Source organism: Microbacterium sp. JZ31 (assembly GCF_016805985.1).
In the GTDB taxonomy this organism is placed as follows: Bacteria; Actinomycetota; Actinomycetes; order Actinomycetales; family Microbacteriaceae; genus Microbacterium.
In genome coordinates this window covers 2,455,456-2,470,633 of record NZ_CP017661.1, presented here as the reverse complement: position 1 = coordinate 2,470,633, position 15,178 = coordinate 2,455,456, and the positions used below count along the sequence as shown (strand labels likewise).

Annotated in this window: 20 protein-coding genes and 1 rRNA gene; 13 read left to right on the top strand and 8 right to left on the bottom strand. The window is 68.8% G+C overall.

Annotation, left to right across the window (positions count from 1 at the left end; translation table 11 throughout):
- Positions 1 to 34 precede the first annotated feature (34 nt).
- Positions 35 to 150: ribosomal RNA gene (rrf, locus tag BJP60_RS11770) — 5S ribosomal RNA — on the top strand.
- Between the two features lie 105 nt (positions 151 to 255).
- Entirely contained in the window at positions 256 to 735 is a 480-nt protein-coding gene (locus tag BJP60_RS11765) for a YbaK/EbsC family protein (RefSeq protein ID WP_203135937.1), read from the top strand.
- 19 nt (positions 736 to 754) lie between these two features.
- Here BJP60_RS11765 and BJP60_RS11760 read toward each other — a convergent pair whose 3' ends face one another.
- The gene (locus tag BJP60_RS11760) at positions 755 to 2,020 is read right to left on the bottom strand and encodes a DUF445 domain-containing protein (protein WP_203135936.1); all 1,266 of its coding nucleotides are present in this window, start codon (positions 2,018 to 2,020) and stop codon (positions 755 to 757) included.
- An 85-nt stretch (positions 2,021 to 2,105) separates the two neighbouring features.
- On the opposite strand from BJP60_RS11760, the gene BJP60_RS11755 reads away from it, so the two are divergent.
- Both BJP60_RS11755 and BJP60_RS11750 read left to right on the top strand, forming a co-directional pair.
- Positions 2,106 to 2,381, top strand: a complete 276-nt coding sequence (locus tag BJP60_RS11755; protein WP_203135935.1) for a metal-sensitive transcriptional regulator — start codon at positions 2,106 to 2,108, stop codon at positions 2,379 to 2,381.
- Positions 2,382 to 2,434: 53 nt separating this feature from the next.
- Positions 2,435 to 2,884 (top strand): hypothetical protein, encoded by a 450-nt coding sequence (locus BJP60_RS11750; RefSeq protein ID WP_203135934.1) that lies wholly within the window; start codon positions 2,435 to 2,437, stop codon positions 2,882 to 2,884.
- Positions 2,885 to 2,890: 6 nt separating this feature from the next.
- Here the strand turns inward: BJP60_RS11750 and BJP60_RS11745 are convergent, their stop codons facing one another.
- From BJP60_RS11745 to BJP60_RS11735, 3 genes are read right to left on the bottom strand one after another with little or no spacing between them, the layout of a single operon-like run.
- Positions 2,891 to 4,048: an acyl-CoA dehydrogenase family protein gene (locus tag BJP60_RS11745; protein WP_203135933.1), complete on the bottom strand. Its 1,158-nt coding sequence runs from the start codon at positions 4,046 to 4,048 to the stop codon at positions 2,891 to 2,893.
- Positions 4,048 to 4,806 carry an alpha/beta fold hydrolase gene (locus tag BJP60_RS11740; protein WP_203135932.1) on the bottom strand — a complete coding sequence of 253 codons (759 nt, stop codon included), beginning with the start codon at positions 4,804 to 4,806 and terminating at the stop codon, positions 4,048 to 4,050. The genes BJP60_RS11745 and BJP60_RS11740 overlap by 1 nt, the downstream gene beginning before the upstream one ends.
- Positions 4,807 to 4,846: 40 nt before the next feature.
- On the bottom strand, positions 4,847 to 6,055 hold the full coding sequence (locus BJP60_RS11735) for an MFS transporter (protein WP_203135931.1): 1,209 nt from the start codon (positions 6,053 to 6,055) through the stop codon (positions 4,847 to 4,849).
- A gap of 424 nt (positions 6,056 to 6,479) precedes the next feature.
- Here BJP60_RS11735 and nrdH point away from each other — a divergent pair, with 424 nt between their 5' ends.
- From nrdH to BJP60_RS15315, 7 genes are all read left to right on the top strand, one after another.
- A complete protein-coding gene (gene nrdH, locus BJP60_RS11730) occupies positions 6,480 to 6,713 on the top strand; it encodes a glutaredoxin-like protein NrdH (protein WP_203135930.1) in 234 nt (77 codons plus the stop codon).
- Positions 6,714 to 6,786: 73 nt separating this feature from the next.
- Positions 6,787 to 7,218: a class Ib ribonucleoside-diphosphate reductase assembly flavoprotein NrdI gene (gene nrdI / locus BJP60_RS11725; RefSeq protein WP_203135929.1), complete on the top strand. Its 432-nt coding sequence runs from the start codon at positions 6,787 to 6,789 to the stop codon at positions 7,216 to 7,218.
- Positions 7,197 to 9,359: a class 1b ribonucleoside-diphosphate reductase subunit alpha gene (nrdE, locus tag BJP60_RS11720; protein ID WP_203135928.1), complete on the top strand. Its 2,163-nt coding sequence runs from the start codon at positions 7,197 to 7,199 to the stop codon at positions 9,357 to 9,359. Before nrdI ends, nrdE begins: the two co-directional genes overlap by 22 nt.
- Before the next feature lie 30 nt (positions 9,360 to 9,389).
- On the top strand, positions 9,390 to 10,364 hold the full coding sequence (nrdF, locus tag BJP60_RS11715; RefSeq protein ID WP_203135927.1) for a class 1b ribonucleoside-diphosphate reductase subunit beta: 975 nt from the start codon (positions 9,390 to 9,392) through the stop codon (positions 10,362 to 10,364).
- A 153-nt stretch (positions 10,365 to 10,517) separates the two neighbouring features.
- On the top strand, positions 10,518 to 11,000 hold the full coding sequence (locus BJP60_RS11710) for a DUF421 domain-containing protein (RefSeq protein WP_238439414.1): 483 nt from the start codon (positions 10,518 to 10,520) through the stop codon (positions 10,998 to 11,000).
- Positions 11,001 to 11,058: 58 nt separating this feature from the next.
- Positions 11,059 to 11,367, top strand: a complete 309-nt coding sequence (locus tag BJP60_RS15320; protein ID WP_238439413.1) for a hypothetical protein — start codon at positions 11,059 to 11,061, stop codon at positions 11,365 to 11,367.
- Positions 11,364 to 11,630 (top strand): DUF305 domain-containing protein, encoded by a 267-nt coding sequence (locus tag BJP60_RS15315; RefSeq protein ID WP_238439412.1) that lies wholly within the window; start codon positions 11,364 to 11,366, stop codon positions 11,628 to 11,630. The genes BJP60_RS15320 and BJP60_RS15315 overlap by 4 nt, the downstream gene beginning before the upstream one ends.
- Positions 11,631 to 11,681: 51 nt before the next feature.
- Here the strand turns inward: BJP60_RS15315 and BJP60_RS11700 are convergent, their stop codons facing one another.
- Complete coding sequence (locus tag BJP60_RS11700; protein WP_238439411.1) at positions 11,682 to 12,350, bottom strand: cation diffusion facilitator family transporter; 669 nt, start codon at positions 12,348 to 12,350, stop codon at positions 11,682 to 11,684.
- The gene (locus BJP60_RS11695; protein WP_238439410.1) at positions 12,347 to 12,679 is read right to left on the bottom strand and encodes an ArsR/SmtB family transcription factor; all 333 of its coding nucleotides are present in this window, start codon (positions 12,677 to 12,679) and stop codon (positions 12,347 to 12,349) included. The genes BJP60_RS11700 and BJP60_RS11695 overlap by 4 nt, the downstream gene beginning before the upstream one ends.
- Positions 12,680 to 12,800: 121 nt before the next feature.
- On the opposite strand from BJP60_RS11695, the gene BJP60_RS11690 reads away from it, so the two are divergent.
- Both BJP60_RS11690 and BJP60_RS11685 read left to right on the top strand, forming a co-directional pair.
- The gene (locus BJP60_RS11690; RefSeq protein ID WP_203135923.1) at positions 12,801 to 13,109 is read left to right on the top strand and encodes a DUF7882 family protein; all 309 of its coding nucleotides are present in this window, start codon (positions 12,801 to 12,803) and stop codon (positions 13,107 to 13,109) included.
- Positions 13,110 to 13,211: 102 nt separating this feature from the next.
- Entirely contained in the window at positions 13,212 to 13,709 is a 498-nt protein-coding gene (locus BJP60_RS11685) for a pyridoxamine 5'-phosphate oxidase family protein (RefSeq protein ID WP_203135922.1), read from the top strand.
- A gap of 54 nt (positions 13,710 to 13,763) precedes the next feature.
- On the opposite strand, the gene BJP60_RS11680 is transcribed toward BJP60_RS11685, so the two are convergent.
- Positions 13,764 to 14,555, bottom strand: coding sequence for an MBL fold metallo-hydrolase (locus BJP60_RS11680; protein WP_203135921.1), 792 nt, complete (start codon positions 14,553 to 14,555; stop codon positions 13,764 to 13,766).
- 93 nt (positions 14,556 to 14,648) lie between these two features.
- The gene (gene bcp, locus BJP60_RS11675) at positions 14,649 to 15,122 is read right to left on the bottom strand and encodes a thioredoxin-dependent thiol peroxidase (RefSeq protein ID WP_203135920.1); all 474 of its coding nucleotides are present in this window, start codon (positions 15,120 to 15,122) and stop codon (positions 14,649 to 14,651) included.
- Between the last annotated feature and the right edge of the window lie 56 nt (positions 15,123 to 15,178).

Sequence of the window (15,178 nt, the reverse complement as noted above, 5' to 3'; positions counted from 1 at the left end):
ACAGCGTGCTAAACGTTCGAAACATCGACAGTGTTTCGGCGGTCATAGCGAGAGGGAAACGCCCGGCCACATTCCGAACCCGGAAGCTAAGCCTCTCAGCGCCGATGGTACTGCAGGGGGACCCTGTGGGAGAGTAGGACACCGCCGGACTTCCTTTAAGACAGAAGGGCCACCCAACGACGGGTGGCCCTTCTGCATTTCCCGGGTACTTCGTCTCGTCGAGGCGAGCCGGGGTTTCTCCGTAGACTGGCGCGCATGTCCGTCGCCGAGCTGCACCCTCGCAATGTCGCCGTCGCCACGCGCCTGAAGGAGGCGGGCATCGACGGCGAGATCGTGCTCCTTCCCGATGCCGCGTCCACTGCGGCCCTCGCGGCCGCGGCGCTCGGCGTCGACGTGGGAGCGATCGCCAACAGTCTCGTGTTCTGGTGCGACGACCGCCCCCTGCTCGTGATGACGAGCGGCGCCCACCGCGTCGACACCGCCGCGCTCGCACAGCGCCTCGGTCGAGGGCCGATCAAGCGGGCCAAGGCCGAACAGGTTCTCGCGGCGACCGGGCAGGTTATCGGCGGCGTGGCGCCGACGGGTCATCCCGCGCCGATCGAGACCGTCGTGGACGAGCACCTGTCGACGTATCCGCAGCTGTGGGCGGCCGCCGGCACGGCGCACTCCGTCTTCCCGTTGACATTCGACGAGCTCGTCCGGCTCACGGGCGGGCGCGTGGAGCGCGTCGACTAGTCGCCGCGCACGAGCCCGATCAGCCCAGCAGCGCGTGGGCGATCGTGAAGATCACGAGCCCCGCGAGCGCGCCGACGACGGTGCCGTTCAGGCGGATGTACTGCAGGTCGCGGCCCACCATCAGCTCGATCTTCTCCGTGGTCTCCTGCGGATCCCATCGCTCGACGGTGTCGCTGATGAGAGAAGCGATGTCGTGCCGGTAGCGGTCGACGATGAACACCGCGGCGTCCGTCACCCACGTGTCGACGCGCGCCCGCAGCGACGGCTCCTCCTCGAGGCGTGCGCCGATCTCGGCCAGGGCGTCGCGCAGGCGCATCCGCAGGGCGCTGTCGGGCTGCTCGAGCTCGCGCAGGAGCCCCTGCTTCGCCGCGCCCCACGCCTCCGCGGCGAGGCGACGGACACCCGGGCTGTCGAACAGGGTCGACTTGGCCTGTTCCAGCCGGCCGCGCGTCGCGTCATCGTGCTGCAGGTTCTGGGCCAGCCGCGACAGGTAGCCGTCGATCGCGCGCCGGGCGGGGTGTGCCGGATCGGTCCGGAGCGCGCGGACGAAGGTGACCGCCTCGTTGTAGACCGTGTGGTCGACGAGGCGCTGCGCGATCGACGGAACCCACGACGGCAGGCGCCGCGAGACCAGTCCCTGGAACGCCTCCGGGTTCGCCTCCAGCCACGCCTCGACCGTCTCGGCCGCGAGATCCACGGCGCCATGGTGCGCGCCGGTGTCGATCACGCGCTCGAGCCAGCCGCCGAGCGGATCGCCCCACCCCGGCTCGATCAGATGGCGGCGCGCGAGCGTCTCGATGACGTCCCGCACGTCGTCGTCGCTGAGCGCGCGCAGCACCCCCTGCGCCACGGCCGCGCCCTCCGACGCGATCCGCTCGGCGTGCGCGGGCTGCCGGAGCCACGCTCCGAGCCGTGCCGAGATCGGCGTCGACGCGAGCTTGGTGCGCACGACGCCGGCCTCGAGGAAGTTGGTCTCGACGAACTCGCCGAGGTTGCGGCCGATCTCGTCCTTGCGCGTCGGGATGATCGCGGTGTGGGGGATCGGCAGGCCGAGCGGGCGGCGGAACAGCGCCGTCACGGCGAACCAGTCGGCGAGGGCGCCGACCATCCCGCCCTCCGCGGCGGCGCGGATGTACGCGAACGCCGTGATCCGGTCCTGCAGTGCGAAGCCGAAGGCGAACAGCACCGCCATGAACAGCAGGGCCCCGAGGGCGACGGCCTTCATGCGGCGCAGGCCCCGCAGTCGTTCCTGGTCGGCGGGGGAGAGCAGATCGACGGAGGCCATGCCCGTCATCCTCGCACGCGCTTCTGTCTCGGACGCGTGCCTTCCCCGCACCCGGCTCATACCCGGAGGGGGTACCCTCGCTGACGTGATCGAAGACATCCAGAAGCGTGCGCTGCACCGCACCCGCATCCTCGAGGGCCAGCTGCGCGGGCTCGGGCGGATGATCGAGAACGAGGACTACTGCATGGACATCATCACGCAGTCGCGTGCGATCCAGCGCTCCCTCGAGTCTCTCAATCGGTTGCTGCTCGAGAACCACCTGCGCACGCACGTCACGCACATGTTCGACAGCGGCGCCGAGGACGACCGCGAGCAGGCCGTCGCCGAGCTGCTGCGCGCCTTCGACTTCGACGGACGCTGAGCGCGCGGGCGAGCTCCGAAGGCCACGCCGCGGACGTGATCTATGTTCGTGTCATGGGCTACAACATCACGATCGGCGTCCTCCCCGGGACCTCGGTGGACGCGCTGCCTCTGGCCGCGGACGTCCTGTCCTTCGACGAGGCGAGTTCATTCGGGTCCCCCTCCGCCGCCGCGCAGGTGGGCGAGCACGCCGTCGTCGTCGACACGGACTTCGGAGAGGTCACGAAGCAGCTGGCAGGCGCGCTCGGCAGCACCGCCTACATCGTGATGTTCGGCAGCACGGCCGACATGTATGTTCTCCAGACCGTCGGCGCCGCCGAGCGCCTTCGTGTCGAGGCGGCAGGCGAGGTCGTCGAGAACAAGGGGGATCCGCTGCCGGCGGAGGCCGCGCTCGCCTCGGCGGACTTCCCGGAGGACCGGCACCTCGCCCTGCTGGAGGCGCTGCTCGGCGAGCCGTTCGAGGCGATCTGGCAGGCAGGCTTCCGCCCGCTCGCCGTTTCCTGACGCCGGCTACGCCTCCAGCGGCCCGAGCCACGCCGACGCCACCGTCGCGTGGGCCGATTCCGGGTCGGACGGATGGAAGGCTCCCGCGAGCACGTCGCGGTACAGGCGCGACAGCTCGTTCGACGAGAAGTACGACGAGCCGCCCGCCACGAGCATCGCGTCGTCGACGACGCGCTTGGCCGTGGCCGTCGCGCGATGCTTGATGCCCGACAGCAGCGAGAACCAGCGCGCGCCGTGATCCGTCCGCTCGTCGATGTCGCGGCACAGAGCCGCGAGCTGCGGCGGGAGGGCGTCGTACGCCAGCGCCATCTCGGCGATGCGCCACCGGATGTCCGGGTCCTGGCTGTACGCCTTGCCTGTCTTCTTCGAGGTGCGCGACCTGGCCGCGGCGACGGCGAGGTCGAGCGCGCGGCGCGCGACGCCGGTGTAGACCGACGCCAGCAGCAGCTCGAACACGCTGAAGATGCCGAACACGATCGGATCGGGGTTCGGGCCGGGCGCGACGCGGCGGACGACGCGCTCGGCCGGGGCGATCACGCCGTTCAGCTCGGTCGTGCGACTCTGCGTGCCGCGCATGCCGAGCGTGTCCCAGTCGTCGCGGGTGACGATCCGCTCGTCGCGTCCCACGAAGGCGTAGACCATCTGCGGCCCGTCGGGCGACGTGGTGTCGAGCCCGTGCAGCCCGAGCTGCGTCCACACCGGCCCGAGCGACGTGAAGATCTTCCTCCCGGTGAAGGCGTAGGAGCCGTCGGGCAGCGGCGCAGCGTCGGTTCCGCTGCCGAACAGCACGAGGTCGTTGCCGGCCTCGCTGATCCCGAACGCGTACACCTCGCCGGCGGCGGCCCCCTCCTGCACGAAGCGGAGGTCGTCGAGGCCGCGATCCTGCATGACCTTCGCCACGCCGGTCCAGACGAGGTGCATGTTGATCGCGAGCGCCGTGGCCGGGGCGGCCTCCGCGAGCCGCTGCTGCAGCAGCGAGACCTCGGCCAGCGTCAGGCCCAGACCGCCGCGGGCGGCCGGCACCAGTGCGCGCAGGTAGCCGGCGTCGCGCAGCTCGGCCAGGTCCTCCTCGGGGAAGACGTTGTCGGCGTCCACACGGGCCGCGCGCGACCGGATCCGCTCGATCAGCTCGTCGGACAGCACGTCCCGCACGTCGAAGGACATCAGCCGATCACCTCGAGCAGCTGCCGCATCGTCTGCTCCGGCTTGTCGCGGTGCGGCGAATGCCCCGCGCCGGTCACGACCGACAGCGACGCGGCCGGATTGCGCAGCACCGCCTCGGCCGTCGCGCCCGTGAACAGGGCGTAGACCTGGGGATCGGCGCCGAGCACGTGCAGCGGCACCGTGACGCGCGACGCCGCGTCGCGGACGTCCCACGTCGCGTTCTGCGTGCTCGTCTGCTCGACGGCCCAGCGGCTCGCGCGGGTCACGGCGTCGACCTTCAGCTCGAGATCCTGCGGGTGCCAGTGCGGGTGCTCCTCGCGCACGGCCTCGATGCGGTTGTCGGCGAACGCGCGCTCCTGGCTGCGGCGCACGATGCCGGCGTCGCGCTCGTCCACCACGATCGCCGGATCGATCAGCACCACGCGCCTGGTCCACGCCGGGTCGTCCGCGGCCGCGACGGTCGTCGCCGCGCCCCCCAGCGAGTGGCCGATCACGAGATCCCACGAGCCGCCGTGATCCGGCAGCGTGCGTGCGACGTCGGCGGCATACGCGGCCACGGAGTAGTCGAGCGCGCGCGGGGCATCGCCGTGTCCCCGCAGGTCGACCGCGGTCGCGTGCCACCCGGCGTCGGCCAGCGCGACGCCGAAGCGCCACATCAGCGCCCCCGACGATCCGAGCCCATGCACGAGCAGCGCGCGGCGGTCGGATGACGGATCGCCCCAGTGCAGGCGGGGGAGGGCGACGGGAGAAGGCGTCATCGCACCAGGCTATTGCCCGCCGACGCGGGCGACGCCGGACTCAGGTGATGACGGGGAGCTGCTCCGTGTCGGGGATCGGCGACGCGTCGCGACCGCGCAGGTCCGGGAAGCCCCGGTGGAACACGGCGGCGACCACCGCCGCGCCGATGATCATCGCGATGCTCACGAGGTACGCCCCGATCGGGCCCGTGCCGTCGATCGCGAAGCCGGCCGCCATCGATCCGAGCGCCGCGCCGATCAGCTGCCCCGTGTTGATCCAGCCGTACGCCTCGGCCGTCTCGCTGAACTTCACGCTCGCGGACGTGCTCGCCAGCATCGTCGCCAGCGCGGGGGCGAAGCCGACGCCCGCCACGAACAGCGCGAACGCCAGCCAGAACGGGTTCTCCACCATCACGAGCGTGAGCGCGCTGCCGATCGCGACGATCACGAGGCGGCGCGCCGTCGACCACGGGCTCATGGGGATGCCGCCCGAGCCGAGGCCGCCCGTCAGGCTGCCGAACGCATACGCGGCGAGCACGAGCCCGGACTCCACGCCGCCCTCGCCGAACGTCGCGACGATGCCCGCCTCGATCGCGGCGGTCGATCCGATGAACAGCACGCCGATGGCGGTGGTCAGCAGCACGGTGGGCTTGCGCAGCACTCGGCCGAACGAGCTGCGGCTGCGGGGGATCCGCACCCGCCCGACCTCGGGGGAGAAGATGAACCACGCTCCGCCCGCGAGCGCGATGGCGGAGATCACGAGCAGCGCGAGCACGGACGACACCTGCAGCGCGAGGAACGTCACGAGCACGGGGGCCGCGACCCAGATGAGCTCCTGCAGCGACGCGTCGAGCGAGTACAGCGCCGTGAGCTGACGGGAGTTGACGAGCTTGGGGTAGATGGTGCGCACGGCCGACTGCACGGGCGGGGTCGACAGCCCCGCGAGCAGGCCCAGCGCGACGAGCACCGGGATCGGAAGCGGCACGAGCGCGACGACCGCGATCGCCGCGGCGTAGATCAGCGTCAGCACCGACAGCACGGGACGCATGCCCCAGCGACCCATCCAGCGACTCGTGATCGGACCGGACACGGCCTGCCCGATCGACATGGCCGCGAGCACGGTGCCCGCGGCGCCGTACGAGTGCGTCAGATGCTCGACGTGGATGAGGATGCCGAGGCTGACCATCCCGGACGGGAACCGTGCCGTCAGCTGCGCGGCGATGATGCGGACGACGCCCGAAGTGCGTGCGAGCTCACGGTAGGACGACATCCCTTCAGATTATCGCGCGGAGGCCGTCACCGACGGCGTGCGCAGGGCGGCGCGGAGCGCGCCGTCGGGGCGCTCGAGCGAGGGCGGATCGCCGCCGCGAGCGACACGCCGCGACACGCCGAGAGGGCCCGATCCACAGCCTGTGGGATGTCAGAGGCCCTCCCTAGCGTTGTACCTGTGGAGAGGGTGCTCGGCCTCGCCCGGGAACCGCGATTTCCGGCCTCGATCGGCCCCTCCGCCGATCGGCCGGCTGTGGATGGATCGGTGGAGAGACCTGTGGTGGGGCGGTGGACAACGGTGGAAAATGACAACCGTGTAACTACTAGCCCTAGTGGTGCCCCGGAATGTCTGCACCCATATGTAGTATTGAGATCCCGGCGGAGGTCCGCCGAGTCTGAGACGGTTTTGAAGGGGAAGAAGCGTCATGGCGATCACGGTCTACACCAAGCCCGCTTGCGTTCAGTGCACGGCCACGTACCGCGCGCTCGACTCGAAGGGCATCGACTACGAGGTCGTCGACCTCTCGCAGGACCCGGCTGCGCTCGAGCAGGTCAAGGCCCTCGGCTACATGCAGGCTCCCGTCGTCGTGACCGACGAGGACCACTGGTCGGGCTTCCGTCCCGACATGATCGACGAGCTCGCCACGCGCCTCGCCTGATCGGCCCTCTTCGAGGACATCGCCGATCCGCACGAGCTGCCGGCGGGTCCGGCGGAAGAAGGAGTGAGGAGAGATGACCGCGACGGTCGCGCCCACCGAGGCGCCGCTGCTCGTCTACTTCTCGAGCGTGTCCGGCAACACCGCACGTTTCATCGAGAAGCTCGGCATGCGGGCCGAGCGGATCCCTCTCCATCGCGGCGACGAGGAACTCGTCGTCGATGAGCCCTATGTGCTCGTCACCCCCACCTACGGCGGGGGTGACGGGCGGGGGGCGGTGCCCAAGCAGGTCATCCGCTTCCTCAACGACGAGCGCAACCGCCGATGGATCCGCGGGGTCGTCTCGGCGGGGAACACCAACTTCGGCGACGGCTTCTGCATCGCCGGCGACATCATCAGCCGCAAGTGCAACGTGCCTCACTTGTACCGGCTAGAACTCTTCGGCACACCCGACGACGTCGAGCGCGTCACCGACGGATTGGAACGATGGTGGAAGCAGCAGCCCTGACCACGGATGCGGACTTCAAGCACAACGCGAAGTTCGATGGGCTCGATTATCACGCCCTCAACGCGATGCTCAATCTGTACGACGAGAACGGGAAGATCCAGTTCGACGCGGACAAGCGCGCCGCGCGGGAGTACTTCCTGCAGCACGTCAACCAGAACACGGTGTTCTTCCACTCGCTCAAGGAGCGTCTCGACTACCTGGTCGAGAAGGAGTACTACGAGGGCGCCGTCATCGAGAAGTACCCGTTCGAGTTCGTCGAGCGCCTGAACGACTTCGCGTACGGCAAGAAGTTCCGCTTCGAGACGTTCCTCGGCGCGTTCAAGTACTACACGAGCTACACGCTCAAGACCTTCGACGGCAAGCGCTACCTCGAGCGCTTCGAGGACCGCGTCGTGATGACCGCGCTCGCCCTCGCCGACGGCGACCAGGACCTCGCGTGGAACCTCGTCGAGGAGATCATCTCGGGCCGCTTCCAGCCCGCGACCCCGACGTTCCTCAACGCGGGCAAGGCGCAGCGCGGCGAGCTCGTCAGCTGCTTCCTGCTGCGCATCGAGGACAACATGGAGTCGATCGCGCGCGGCATCAACTCGGCGCTGCAGCTGTCCAAGCGCGGCGGCGGCGTGGCCCTGCTGCTGTCGAACATCCGCGAGGCCGGCGCCCCGATCAAGCAGATCGAGAACCAGTCCAGCGGCATCATCCCCGTCATGAAGCTGCTGGAGGACTCCTTCAGCTACGCCAACCAGCTCGGCGCGCGCCAGGGCGCGGGCGCGGTGTACCTCTCGGCGCACCACCCCGACATCATGAAGTTCCTCGACACCAAGCGCGAGAACGCCGACGAGAAGATCCGCATCAAGACGCTGTCGCTCGGCGTGGTCGTGCCGGACATCACGTTCGAGCTCGCCAAGAACGACGAGGACATGTACCTCTTCTCGCCGTACGACGTCGAGCGCGTCTACGGCGTGCCCTTCGGCGACATCTCCGTCACGGAGAAGTACCGCGAGATGGTGGACGACCCGCGCATCAAGAAGACCAAGATCAACGCGCGCAAGTTCTTCCAGACGCTCGCCGAGATCCAGTTCGAGTCGGGCTACCCGTACATCATGTTCGAGGACACGGTGAACCGGGAGAACCCGATCAAGGGCCGGATCAACATGTCCAACCTCTGCAGCGAGATCCTGCAGGTGAACACGCCGACGACGCTGAACGAGGACCTCTCGTACGACCAGATCGGCAAGGACATCTCCTGCAACCTGGGCTCGCTGAACATCGCGCTCGCGATGGACTCCCCGAACCTGGGCCAGACGGTCGAGACCTCGATCCGCGCGCTCACCGCGGTCAGCGATCAGAGCCACATCCGCTCGGTGCGCTCGATCGAGGACGGCAACGACCGTTCGCACGCGATCGGCCTCGGCCAGATGAACCTGCACGGCTACCTCGCCCGCGAGCGCGTGTACTACGGCTCGGAAGAGGGCCTGGACTTCACGAACATCTACTTCTACACGGTGCTGTTCCACGCGCTGAGCGCGTCGAACAAGCTCGCGATCGAGCGCGGCCAGGTGTTCGACGGGTTCTGGGACTCGAAGTACGCCACGGGCGAGTTCTTCCAGAAGTACGTCGAGCGGGAGTGGGCGCCGCAGACCGAGAAGGTCAAGCAGATGTTCGCCGGCCACCACATCCCGACGCAGGCCGACTGGCGTGCGCTGCAGGCGTCCATCCAGCAGCACGGCATCTACAACCAGAACCTGCAGGCCGTGCCGCCGACCGGCTCGATCTCGTACATCAACAACTCGACGTCGTCGATCCACCCGATCGCGTCGAAGATCGAGATCCGCAAGGAAGGCAAGCTGGGTCGCGTCTACTACCCGGCGCCGTTCATGACGAACGACAACCTGGACTACTACCAGGACGCGTACGAGATCGGCTACGAGAAGGTCATCGACACGTACGCCGCGGCGACGCAGCACGTCGACCAGGGCCTGTCGCTGACGCTGTTCTTCAAGGACACCGCCACCACGCGCGACATCAACAAGGCGCAGATCTACGCGTGGCGCAAGGGGATCAAGACGATCTACTACATCCGCCTGCGCCAGATGGCCCTCGAGGGCACGGACATCGATCAGTGCGTCAGCTGCACGCTCTGACGCCCGACCGGATCTGAGAGAGAACGAGAGATGACTGAAGCGGTCAAACTGCTGGACCACGTCCAGGCGATCAACTGGAACCGGATCCAGGACGAGAAGGACGTCGAGGTGTGGAACCGCCTCGTGAACAACTTCTGGCTGCCCGAGAAGGTGCCGCTGTCGAACGACATCCAGTCGTGGAACACGCTCACGCCGGAGGAGCAGCAGCTCACCATGCGCGTGTTCACGGGCCTGACGCTGCTCGACACGATCCAGGGCACCGTGGGCGCGGTCTCGCTGATCCCGGATGCGCTGACGCCGCACGAGGAGGCGGTGTACACGAACATCGCGTTCATGGAGTCGGTGCACGCCAAGAGCTACTCGTCGGTGTTCTCGACGCTGTGCTCGACGCAGGAGATCGACGAGGCGTTCCGCTGGTCGGTGGAGAACCCGAACCTGCAGAAGAAGGCCCAGATCGTCATGGAGTACTACCGTGGCGACGAGCCGCTCAAGCGCAAGGTCGCCTCGACCCTGCTCGAGAGCTTCCTGTTCTACTCGGGCTTCTACCTGCCGCTGCACTGGTCGAGCCGCGCCAAGCTCACCAACACGGCAGACCTGATCCGCCTCATCATCCGCGACGAGGCCGTGCACGGGTACTACATCGGCTACAAGTTCCAGAAGGGTCTCGAGCTCGTCTCCCAGGCCGAGCGCGACGAGATCAAGGACTACACGTTCTCGCTGATGTACGAGCTCTACGACAACGAGGTGCAGTACACGCAGGACCTCTACGACCAGGTCGGTCTGACCGAGGACGTCAAGAAGTTCCTGCACTACAACGCCAACAAGGCGCTGATGAACCTCGGCTACGAGGCGATGTTCCCCGCGTCGGTCACCAACGTGAACCCGACGATCCTGTCGTCGCTCTCGCCCAACTCGGACGAGAACCACGACTTCTTCTCCGGCTCGGGCTCGTCGTACGTGATCGGCAAGCACGAGTCCACCGAGGACGACGACTGGGACTTCTGAACCCCGCGGTCGGTCGCGCGAGCAACTGACATCGAACTGCCCCCGGCGATCGCCGGGGCAGTTGTCGTCCGCCGGTGACCGACCGGACCGAAACGACGTATCGTCGGCCGCATGTGGTTCGACACCTGGTCCGATCTCCTCCGCGTCATCGCCGTGGGCGTCGCCGCCTACGTCCTGACCATCGTCGCGCTCCGGATATCGGGCAAGCGGACGCTCGGCCAGCTCAACCAGTTCGATTTCGTCGTCACCGTGGCGCTCGGTTCGACGCTCGCCACCATCCTGCTCAGCGCAGATGTGTCCTTCGCCGAGGGCGCGGTCGCGATCGTCCTGCTCATCGCCCTGCAGATGGTGGTCGCCTTCGTCTCGTCTCGATGGAACCCCTTCCGTGCGGTGGTGACCGGCGAACCCACCGTGCTGCTGTGGAAGGGGCGCGTTGACGAGGCGGCACTCCGCCGCACGCGCGTCGACATCGCCGAAGTGCGGCAGGCGGTCCGACAGAGCGGGTCGGGCGACCTGGGCTCCGTCACCGCCGTGGTTCTCGAGACGAACGGCACGTTCAGCGTGGTCACGTCAGAGCAGTACGGGGACGGAAGCGCCTTCCGAGACATCCCCTCGGCCGCCGAGAGACGCGACTGAGGACGCGGCGTGTCGGGCGTACGCTTGCCAACCACGCACCGGTGAGGAGGCCCCCGACATGTCAGAGCACGCAAACGCCCCGCACGAGAAGCAGCGAGGCTGGTCGCAGTACGTTCGATTCGCCGCGATGATCCTGACGGGCATGGTCGTCATGTACGGGACGATGTTCGTCGGCGTCTGGGAATGGGGCCACATCCGCTTCAGCGAGAGCCGCGTCTTCATGGCGCTCACCATGGGCGGCGCGATGGGGCTGGTGATGTTCGCGTGGATGGCGCGGATGTACCGCAATACCAAGGGCAACATCGCGATCATCGCGGTGAGCCTGGTGCTGCTCGGGGCGGCGTCTACCTCGATCGCAGTCAGGTGACCATCGATGACGTCGCCTACATGAGCAGCATGATCCCGCACCATTCCCTGGCCATCACCAGGTCCGAGCACGCTCACCTCGACGATGTCCGCGTCTGCGAGCTGGCCCGCTCCATCAGCGAGGCGCAGCGCGAGGAGATCCTCGAGATGTCCTGGCTGATCGACGACATCCGGCAACATGGCGCGGTTCGGACGGCGGAAGAGGCGGCCACCCGACCCGCCCCGGAGTTCACCGAGCAAGCCGAGCGTTCGTGCGCCGATTGAGCGGGCCGCGCCCACCGGGCGCGCGGTGCGCCCGCGCGATCTTCGGTGTCGTCAGTGCTCGTGCTCGTGCTCGTGCTCGTGTTCAGGCTCCTGCTCGAGGATCATGCCCACGGATGTGGCGCAGGCGTCCCCTCGCCAGGCCTCGACGCCCTCGCGCACAGCGAACGCCGCGATGACGAAGCCGGCAACGGCATCTGCCCACCACCAGCCGAGCCAGGAGTTGAGGACGAGGCCGACCAGCACTGCTGCCGACAGGTACGTGCATACGAGCGTCTGCTTCGAGTCGGCGATCGCCGTCGCGGAGCCGAGCTCTCGCCCCGCTCGGCGCTCCGCGAAGGAAAGCAGCGGCATGACGGCCACGCTGAGGGCGGTGAGGACGATCCCCACGGTGCTGTGCCCGACGTCGGCGCCGCCGGCCAACGCGAGTGTGGAGGATGCCGCGACATAGCCGGCCAGTGCGAAGAACGCCACGGCGATCACCCGCAGCGTGCCCTTCTCCCAGCGCTCCGGCTCGCTCCGGGTGAACTGCCAGGCGACCGCCGCTGCGGAGAGCACCTCGATCGTCGAGTCGAGTCCGAAGCCGATCAGCGCGACGGACGAGGCGACGGCGCCGGCAGACAGCGCCACCGCTGCCTCGACGAGGTTGTAGATGATCGTCGCGGCCACGATCATCCGGATGCGCCGCTGGAGCACCGCGCGACGGTCGTGAGCCATCGTCATGCGCAGGTGCATCCTTCCCCGGAGCAGCAGTCCGGTTCCACGACGAGCACGACCCGGAGCAGCTCGTCGAGAGCGGGCGCCAGATGGTCGTCTGCAAGGCGGTATGCGCTTCGGCGTCCCTCCGGCGTCACCCTGACCAGTCCGCACCCGCGCAAGCAGGCCAACTGGTTCGACATGACCTGCCGGGAGACGCCGAGCCGCTCGGCGAGTTCCGAGGGGTAGGCCGCCGTCTCGCGAAGGGCGAGGAGGATGCCGGCTCGCGTCGCGTCGGAGAGGGCGTGGCCGAGGCGGGCGAGTGCCGCGGTGTGCGTGAGTGTGGCGGTGGTCACGCGCCAACGATACACGTATCGCTGAATAAAGCGAACGCTGAAGCATCGATGAAGAAGATCTCTCGCCAGCGACCCCGCGCGCACAGGGCGCGTGCGGCGGCCATGACGTAGCGTCTGCCGCATGGGCACATTGATCTACGACAGCGCCGGGCCGATCTTCATCGAGGACCGCGCGCTCGCCCACCTCCGGGCGGTGATCATGGCCAAGCTGCGCCGCAACGAGAGCTTCTCGGTGTCGTGGCAGCACGCGGACGGCGACTCCGACGAGCAGACGACCATCTGGGTCCACCCGGCGATCCCGATCCGCTTCGTCCTGTCCGAGCCCCTCGTGGGGGAGCTCAACCGCAAGTGGCTGTCACAGCTCGTGGAGTCGGCGAACGAGCACGGCGGCATCGTGCTTACACGCGAGCAGATCGATCCGGACGGGTGACGACGGGCAGGTCTAGGCCGGATCGCGCGGCTGTCAACCGGCTGGGGCCGCGGATTCCGCGTGCGTAGCGTGGACCGCACGACGACACCCAGGAGGACATCCATGGAGAATCTGCCCCACGCCACCGACGAGGACCGCGCCACGATCGCGAAGATCGTCAAGGCCGCGAAGGTCGGCCTGCTCACCACGGTCAGCCCGGAGGGTGAGCTGCACAGCAGGCCGCTCGCCGCGCAGGACGTCGAGTTCGACGGCGACCTGTGGTTCTTCGTGCAGGACAACAGCCCGAAGGTGCGCGACATCTCCGGCAACTCGTCCGTGAATGTCGCGTTCGACTCGGGCAAGGGCTACCTGTCGGTCGCGGGCACGGCGACGCTCGTGCGCGACGCGCAGAAGATCGACGAGTACTGGACGCCCGCCGTGCAGGCCTGGTTCCCGGAGGGACGCGAGGACCCGACGATCGTGCTTCTGCGCGTGCACGCCGAGTCGGCCGAGTACTGGGCCAAGGACGAGCCCGGGATCGTCTCCGCGTTCAAGATCGCCAAGGCGACCGTCACGCGCACGCAGCCCGATGTGGGGGAGAACCGCACGGTCGAACTCTGAGCCCGTCGAGCTCCTGAAGCTCCGCGCTCCGAAGTGAGAGGCCGGTGTTCCGCGTCAGCGGACGCCGGCCTCTCGCGCGGCGGCCGTCGCCGCGCGCACGCCGTGCCGCCACGGCTCGCCGTGGCCCGGCAGCACCGTCGCCGCCTCGGTGTCGTCGAGCCGGGAGAGCGAACGCAGCGCCTCGGCCGTATCGGCGGTCGCCGCCGCGGCGACGACGCGGGGGCCGCGCTCCGTGGTGTAGGGATCGAACGTGACGAGCGCATCGCCGCTGAAGAGCACGCCGCGCTCGGGCAGGTGCAGAGCGCAGTGCCCGAACGTGTGGCCGGGGCTGAACACGACCCGCGGCCGGCCGGGCACGTCGAGCGCCGCGTCGATCCCCATGGCCTGCAGCCCCTCAAGGCCGCGCACCCGCAGCGCGCCCGCGCCCGCCATGCGGGCGAGCACCGGGATGGATCCGGGATAGCGGAAGGGATACCGGATCCGCGGCGACTCGTGCGCGTAGCGATAGGGGTGCACCGCGAGGTACGCCTCGTCCGGGTGCCCATGCACCGGCACGCCCCAGTCCTGATGGATCGCGTGCGCGAACCCGAGATGGTCGAAGTGCGCGTGCGTGATCACGACCGCCTGCACGGCCGAGCGCGAGCTGCCGATGGCGGCCAGCACGTCCGGGAGGATCCGCCACGAGGCGGGCAGGCCCGTGTCGACGATCGTCACCTGGCCCTGATCCTCGATCAGGTAGCAGTTGACGTGCGCGTGCTCGAGGCGGTGGACGCCCGGCGCGACGTGCCGGGTCAGCCGGGGGGCTCCCGTGCGGGGGCGGCGCGATCCTGAGTGCTCGGCGGACATGCCCGATGGTAGGCATGCCGCTCTGGCGCGGCGGATGGGGTTGCCTGCGCCCCGCGGCTGGGCTAGCGGCGGCAGGGCGCGGCGACCGCGACGTCAGTCGACGCCGAGCTCCTTGCGCAGGCGGGCGACGTGTCCGGTTGCCTTGACGTTGTAGAGGGCTTTGGTGACGACGCCCTGCTCGTCGAGCACGAACGTCGACCGGATGACGCCCTCGACGACCTTGCCGTAGTTCATCTTCTCGCCCCACGTGCCGTAGGCGCGGTGCACCTGCGCGTCGGGGTCGCTCAGCAGCTCGAACGTGAGCCCGTCGCGCTCCCGGAACTCGGCGAGCTTGGCGGGCTCGTCGCGCGAGACGCCGAGCACGGTGTAGCCCGCGCCGGAGAGCGACGAGATGCTGTCGCGGAAGTCGCAGGCCTGCGTGGTGCAGCCCGGCGTCATCGCGGCGGGGTAGAAGTACAGCACGACCTTGCCGCCGCGGAGGTCCGCGAGCGATACGGGCTTGCCATCCTGATCCTGCAGCGTGAAGTCGGGGGCGGGCGTTCCGGGTTCGAGGCGCGTCTCAGTCACCCGTCCAGCCTAGGCGGCGCACCGGGATCGCGCGGATGAGCGATGCCGGCCGGTGC